Origin of the sequence: Nostoc sp. CALU 1950 (assembly GCF_051172895.1) — a bacterium.
Classification (GTDB): Bacteria; Cyanobacteriota; Cyanobacteriia; order Cyanobacteriales; family Nostocaceae; genus Nostoc; species Nostoc edaphicum_A.
On record NZ_JBDNJQ010000254.1, the window covers coordinates 1 to 7697 of the forward strand.

A 7697-nucleotide genomic window follows, 5' to 3' on the forward strand; every position below is an offset into this window, starting at 1 on the left:
TTAAGAAGTCGGGGATCTGACCACCGCTAACCACTCATAACTAATGGGACAGACTCTAGCTATCTAATTGGTGTTGTTTGCAGGTAAGTGGAAAAAAACACCAATTAGAGTGACTACACAATATTCATGAAACAACAGCATCTATTTCACATCTTGACGACGACTTTGCTCCTGGAAGTAGTCGCGCCAGCTTTTGGGTAAGGCTTCAAGTTGAGCAGCTTGGTGAAGTAACTCTGGATTGTTCTGCTCACGAGTATAAAGCTGAGTGATATTCGCAACAGTAATATTGTTGTCATCCCGGCTCACTAACTCTAAAGTGTCTCCGGCTCCGACTTCGCCCTCTTGCAAAACACAAAAATAAAATCCAGTTCGACGACTTGCAAGAAATCGTTTAACCATATCAGGTCGTCCAAACCGAATCCCAAGTTTGTAACAGGGTAGGCGAGGTTGTGTCACCATCAGTTTGACATTGCCGATATGAAAGCGATCGCCAATATTCACATCTTCTTCTCTCAGTCCAGCGATCGTGAAATTTTCGCCAAAGATGCCTAGCGGTAGTTCTGTATCAGGCAATTCACCTCGCCAGTAATCGTAATGCTCGAATGGATAGACATAGACTGCTTTGTCTGCTCCTCCATGAACGGTTAGATCGGCTTGCCCATCACCGTCTAAATTGAGTAAGCGCACCATCACGCGATCGCTGACTGGTTCTTTAAAAATTCCAGTGCTAACTGTTTTCCCTTTCCAGGCCACTTCACGCGGCAGTCCGATATTTACAGAAATGAGTTTCATGAGAATTTGAAATTGGGTCAGTACTCAAGTATCTAAATTGAATCAAAAAATAAGTTAATTAAAGGAGTGCTTGATGAATTAAAGGTGCAATGATAGCGATGTTCTTCACCAATTCATCGGAAAGAGTTACTGCACACATATAGGATTACTACCGGGAGTAGCATCAGGATAGAAAGTGCGGATTCCACCATCTCTTCTCACAAACACTGCTTTAAACATATTACCTTGATCAGTTACATTCAAATGACAAACAGTGTTAGTTGAACTGGTATTGGGGTTATTTTTATAACCTAAAGCTCCTATGGCAAGAATTTCTTCAGCACTGAGAGTATAGGCATAACCTTTAATAGAAGACTGAGCAGTAGTATTGCCAACTTTAACAATAGCGCCAATGGTATAAATCACATTGGGAACAACTTCTTCTCTGGATGTATTGTTATTTAATCGTCCAGCTAAACCCTTTTCTTGAAGTTCCACATAACGGCCAACAAAATGCAATCCACCTATAGAACCTCCTGCAACAGGTTCTCCACATAAAATATGCTCAAAACCATCTGCATTAAACCAGACATTAGTCAAGTCAGCTAAAAAATCTGCATCGGAAGTGCGCCCCAAAACCAGATATCCCCCTACATATTGTTTAATATTTGCCAAAACAGTAGGATTATTTGTCATCATCAACTGGAAGTTAGAAGGGCTGACAACTGTACCAGGTTGTCCACAAAGATCAGTAACTGCCCTATCAAATGTATTCAGAGTTGGAGCAACCGGGGTAACATCCCCTGGGCTGCCGAATGCTAGTCCAGATAAAGGATTATTGATAGTGTCAAAGAATGGCACAGAACCAGCAGGTAGAGAGGGAGTAGAAGATCCAAAATCAGTAATCACAATATCATCAATGTTAGTTCTGTTGGAAGTTCCATCAGTCTTGCGGATTTCGCAACGAGCTATGCCAGAGATATTAGGTGTAAAAGTTGCTGTTTGAAGTGATTTGGAACTGGTTGTAATTGTTGAACCAACTGCTGTCCATGAGGTTCCGCTTGTAGTCGAACACCACAAGCCCCAAATGGTGTTAGCATCATTACCATACTTAGCATGTTTGATTGTAACTGTACCAATACCTGTGGAGCGATCAAATTTCATCGTAACTTTGCCACTGTTGCGAATGCGAGTAGATTGTGCTCCGGTTTTGACATCACTTGAAGTATTGCCAATTAGAGCATCATTTAAATTCCAAACGCCTGTACTGAGGGTGACATCAGCCACAGCATAAGCCCCCTTTTGACCAGACTCAAAGCCCTCTGAAATTGTGGCACTAATTGCTCGTAGGGAAAAAAATGAAAGCAGGAAGACTGCTCCTCCTGCTATCTTCAATGGAAATGCTAATTTCAACATAATCAACAAAGTTAAATATTGAGCTAAATACTAATTGTAAAGTTGATTGATTATCGATTGATTAAGCTCTTTTTAAGACTAAAATACTAAATTTAGATTATTAAATCATTGAGTGATTTAACCAAGTTAATTTACACACCCTGGATATAATTAAAGTTTGTAGTAAAAACTTTAGTCCTAAAAGTCCTTATTTTAAGCAATGAATCGCTCACTACAAATTAGGATTTTTTTATGTTTAATGTAATGCCAAGACTATTATAGGAAGCGTAAATTGTTTTTGGAAAATTTTTAGTAGTCTTGTAGGGTGTGTTTGTAGTCCCTTACGCTTCACTCACATATCCTACGTATACTTCAAAAATTTAATACTAGTTTTATCGAACAGAATTTAGGAGTCAGAATTCAGAATGAATTCTGTATGACTGGCGTCTGAATAACCGGGTTTAAGACCCCCACCAAATCGTAGATTTGGTGGTTTTCAATTCCTGCGCCCGGTCTGCCGACTGATTTATTCTGATTCCTGTTAGCGGTAGCGGGGCGTTTAGCCCATTCTGACTTCTGAATTCTTCTTCAAATTGTGAAGCTCATAAATATGACAGAAATTGGTGAAAAACCTAATCAATTTGTTTCTGGTTGAGATTTATGAGTTCTAACTGCCGTTAATCACAAAATCTAACTGTAGACAGATGAAACATGAAGCGTTAATGTTAATGGGAATATCTTTTTTTGTGTTTAGGCTATATTCAAGTCTAGCGCTAGAGAGAAAGAGTTAATCACTTAAGGTTGCTCTTAAATTGTACTGCATCTTACCAAAAGACATAGGTTTTATTACTCATGCTCAACGTATCCACTCACAATTCTCAACAAACTCAACAACTGATTGACAATACTGACTGGAACGTTATTGAAACGGAGTTTGACCCAACGCAGTTACATCACAAGGAAACCGTCTTCACTCTTGGTAATGGGTTGTTAGGAGTGCGGGGTACGTTTGAAGAAGGGTATTCTGAGGATTTTCCAGCCACACTCATCCACGGTGTTTATGATGATGTGACAATTGCTAATACCGAATTGGTAAACTGTCCCAACTGGCTGCCATTGGTGGTAAAAGTAGCTGGCGAACGCTTTAGCCTGGACAGTGGTGAAATTCTCAACTATGAACGTCGGCTTGATCTACGCTTAGGTTTAGTTAGCCGTGATGTGCGGTGGCGTAGTCCTAATGGTCATACCTTAGATTTTCACTTCCAGCGGTTCACAAGTTTAGCAGACCAACATGTTTTGGCGATTCGCGCTCAAGTTACATCCGTAGACTTTGAGGGTGAAATTACCATCGAAGCAGGATTTGACAGCGAACCACATAACCAAGGCGTCAAACATTGGCGAACTTTAAACCAAGGTGGCATAGATCAGATTATCTGGCTAAACAGTCAAACCATTCACTCAGGTATTCAACTGGGGATGGCGGCTAAGTTAGTGGTAGATGGTGACGAGACTACAGCCGTGAGTGTCAAAAATGCCTCTAGTTCTCCAACCTTGACAACCACCTTGGAGTTATACCCAGGAAAAACGGCGACTGTAGAAAAGATTGTCACCCTGTTTACTTCACGAGAAACAGAAATCCCCGTTGCAGCAGCCTTACAAAGACTCGCTAATGAACCCAGATATACTACCCTGTTGGCAGCTCACATTGCGGCATGGGAACAAGTGTGGCAAGACAGTGACATTATAATAGAAGGCGATCGCTTGGCTCAATTAAGCGTCCGTTACAATCTCTTCCAATTACTAGCTGTAACACCACGTCACGATAGCCGAGTCAGCATTCCTCCCAAAACCCTCTCCGGTTTTGCCTATAGCGGACATATCTTTTGGGATACGGAAATATTCATCCTTCCCTTTCTCACCTTAACTCAACCAGCCCTAGCGCGGAACTTGCTCACCTACCGCTACCACACCTTACCAGGAGCTAGACGCAAAGCTCAAGAAGCAGGTTATCAAGGAGCAATGTTTGCTTGGGAAAGTGCTACTACTGGCGATGAAGTAACTCCGCGCTGGGTACCTGCTCCCAACGGTGAATTAATCCGCATCTGGTGCGGTGACATTGAAGTGCATATCACCGCTGATGTTGCTTATGCAGTTTTACACTACTGGCAAACTACCAACGATGATGATTGGATGCGAGATTATGGCGCGGAAATTCTTCTTGATACGGCTGTGTTCTGGGAAAGTCGGGTGCAGTGGAACCAAGAGCGCCACAGCTATGACATCCTAGATGTAATTGGCCCTGATGAAAATCACGATCGCGTCGATAATAATGCCTTTACCAATCTTATGGTACGGTGGCATTTGCAGTCAGCTTTGGCGCTGTGGGACTGGCTCAAACAAGCTTACCCTGAAACATCAGCAGAACTGGTGCAAAAACTCAACTTAACCACAGAACGGCTGCACAATTGGGCAGAAATTCAAGAGCGCCTATTTGTCAATGAAGATGCCCAAACAGGTTTAATTGAGCAGTTTGAAGGCTTTTTCCAGTTAGAAGACGTTAACCTGGCTGATTACGAACCGCGCAGCAAATCTCTACAAGGTTTGTTGGGAATTGAAGCTACAAGCCAAAAGCAGATTCTCAAGCAGCCAGATGTATTGATGCTCTTGTATTTATTGCGCGATCGCTATGACTATAACACCCTTGTCACCAACTGGGACTATTACACCCAACGCACCGACCACAGTTATGGTTCTTCACTAGGCCCAGCGATTCACGCCATCTTAGCTTGCGACCTTAATAAACCAGCCGAAGCCTACACACATTTTCTGCGATCGGCCTTGGTAGACTTAGAAGATGTAAGGCTTAACGCCGCCGAAGGAATTCACGCCGCCAGTGCTGGAGGAGTATGGCAAGCAGTAGTTTTTGGGTTTGGCGGTATTCGGATGACTCAATTCGGCCCCGTTGCCTGTCCCAACCTACCACCTAACTGGACGCGTTTGAAGTTTCGCCTGCAATGGCGTAACGAGTGGTATGACTTCGACTTACAAGCCGAAACAGAAGTCAAAGTTCCCGCATTGGTAGATGCACACCCGAAAATTAGTGAGGTTGTGTTCGAGTTGGATGAAGTTTTAATCGATAGCTAAGAGTTTACCTGCGATCGCTTCCCCAAAACCGACATCTCCCTAGTTTTAGTAGGCAAAACCTTCCCTCTCCGAATCGGAAAGGGACAGACTTGAACTTTAGTTCAAGGCAGGGAGAGGTTCTTCTAGCGAGTAACTGCTGCTTTAATCTTCTTACAAATATCCACCCAAGCTTGATTCTCTTGTGCTGAGTTCAGACTGTCTAAAGGTTGATTCGGAGGGTGCGCTGACTGATACTTTTCAATTTCTGTTTCGTCATAGCTGCAAAAACTCAACGGTATCCAAATAATCGTGAGTCCTTTGGCTTCAGCCGCATCTAACAACGGCGGTAACTCATCCTCGGCAATAAAGTCTGATGCTAAAAAATCGGGGCTAACCAACAATACTGCCACTTTTGCTGCTGCTAAAGCATTTTCAATTTCTTTGCGCCACTCAGCACCGGGTTGAATTTTGGTATCGTCCCACACTACCATATTTTGGTTACGAATCATTGGCTTGAGGTGTTTCTGGAGTTTGGTAAGCCACTCCTGATCTTGATGACTATAGCTAATGAAAACTTGATTTCTGGTTACAGGTTCAGACATAGGTACTTCCAAATTTGGTAGAGTCGGTAAAACATCGTCAATTAGTCTGCGGACATCTACCATACAAAAATTCTTCTGGCACTGGATTTGGTAATTACGCACATTCAGGGAGTTGTACAACACGTCTCGCTCGTAAAAATAAGGCGCTTGACTATCCTTACACTTTTCACAGTTGCAGGGAACAAGTGTTTTATATTCCAGGCGTTCGTAAGACTTATGGATTTTTTCCAGTTCATGGTTGATAACTGCTAGCAGTTCTTTCTTGTGTTTTCCTGCTACGCGGACTTTAATTTCTCGTTGATTGTAGTGTTCAATCACTTCAGCACGGGTTTGGTCTTTAGCAAGAACAACCCCTGTTTTCCAAACTAGGGTTTGTTGTTCAATATCGGAGTGCATTTCGACTATAAAGCGGGTGAGAATACCTTTCGGCATGAAGTCATATTTATAACGCAGGATTAGGTTATTGGATTCATCCCAATTGCAACCAGGTTGATTGACAGAGAGTAATTGAGGTGCGATATAAGTGCCGGGACGACTAGGTATTTCGTAACACAGTTTAAATTTCATCATTAGCCGCAACAGTTCTGGTCGCATATTGGCATATTTGTTTTCGTGCCAAATATTTTTTAAATCATTGCGATCGAATTTACCCAGGTTTTGAATTACTTGTGGATTATCTAACACTTTGTAAACGGCATCTGTACCCCAAGTGGGCTTGAGAATCACGGTTTTTATTAAAAAGTCATCATCTTGGAAGTGAAGGCATACACCTAAATCATGCAGATAGTCACTGAGTTGAAGTTTATCCTCCTGTTTAGTAAAACCATGTTGATCGCAGATGTTTAGATATTCTTCCAAGCTAATATATTCGCGAGAGTTACCTTCTAAAGCTTCTCGCACTTTGACCCAGGTTTTAGGGAGTTCTATGCCTACATGAGGTAGGTTAGTAATATAATGCTTAATTTTATTTAAGATTTCTGGCAGACCGCGATCAGTGGCTAGGTTTGTAGTGAGTGTTTCCTGAAAATTAGTGAATTCACGCCGTAACTCCCGCTCGTTTATTTCTCGTTTGCGCTCCTGTTTTTCATTTTTGATAATTAACAAAGGACTATTACCGCTCAGCAATTCAACCACATTTAACCAGTAGTAAAAATCTGTGTCTTCTTTGCGAGTATCAGCAACCAAGGCATAAAGAGAGCGTTTTGTGAGGAAAAATTGGTGGGTAGCATGGTAAATTTCTTGACCCCCAAAGTCCCAAATATTGACCTGAAATTCTCTGTTATTGTCAAGCAAGAACTTCCATTGAATAATATCAATGCCTTCGGTGGTATTTTCATCTTGTTGTAACGTATATTGATTGTCTTGAATTTTTTTGGCTAGCGTAGTTTTACCTGCACCACCTTCTCCCACAATGAGTAATTTGGCTTCGTAGAAGCGATCGGTTTCTTGTTCTAGTTGTTGCCTGCAAAAGTCAAGAATTGCTTTAACCCCATTCGTGATAATTTCTGGTGGAGGTGATTCTAAAGGATTATCTTTGAGATCGAGGGTTTGCAGGTTGGTGAGTTGACCAATTTCTGGTGGCAGACTGCTCAGTTGATTACTACCCAGGTCGAGGGTTTGCAGGTTGGTGAGTTGTCCAAATTCCGGTGGCAGACTGCTCAGTTGATTACTGCCCAGGTAGAAGTATTGCAGGTTGGTGAGTTGTCCAAATTCCGGTGGCAGACTGCTCAGTTGATTACGGTTGAGGTAGAGGTATTGCAGGTTGGTGAGTTGGCCAATTTCCGCTGGCAGACTGCTCAGTTGATT

The 7697-nt window shown here is 42.3% G+C and carries 4 protein-coding genes; 1 reads left to right on the plus strand and 3 read right to left on the minus strand.

Annotated features, from left to right (window positions below; all coding sequences use genetic code 11):
* Positions 1-141 precede the first annotated feature (141 nt).
* Both ABF638_RS35880 and ABF638_RS35885 read right to left on the minus strand, forming a co-directional pair.
* Positions 142-792, minus strand: a complete 651-nt coding sequence (locus ABF638_RS35880; RefSeq protein WP_435027532.1) for an MOSC domain-containing protein — start codon at positions 790-792, stop codon at positions 142-144.
* A 126-nt stretch (positions 793-918) separates the two neighbouring features.
* Positions 919-2187 carry an EndoU domain-containing protein gene (locus ABF638_RS35885; protein WP_435027533.1) on the minus strand — a complete coding sequence of 423 codons (1269 nt, stop codon included), beginning with the start codon at positions 2185-2187 and terminating at the stop codon, positions 919-921.
* An 831-nt stretch (positions 2188-3018) separates the two neighbouring features.
* Here ABF638_RS35885 and ABF638_RS35890 point away from each other — a divergent pair.
* Positions 3019-5310: a glycoside hydrolase family 65 protein gene (locus tag ABF638_RS35890; protein WP_435027534.1), complete on the plus strand. Its 2292-nt coding sequence runs from the start codon at positions 3019-3021 to the stop codon at positions 5308-5310.
* Positions 5311-5432: 122 nt separating this feature from the next.
* On the opposite strand, the gene ABF638_RS35895 is transcribed toward ABF638_RS35890, so the two are convergent.
* A partial coding sequence (locus ABF638_RS35895; protein ID WP_435027535.1) for a COR domain-containing protein occupies positions 5433-7697 on the minus strand: 2265 nt, incomplete at its 5' end.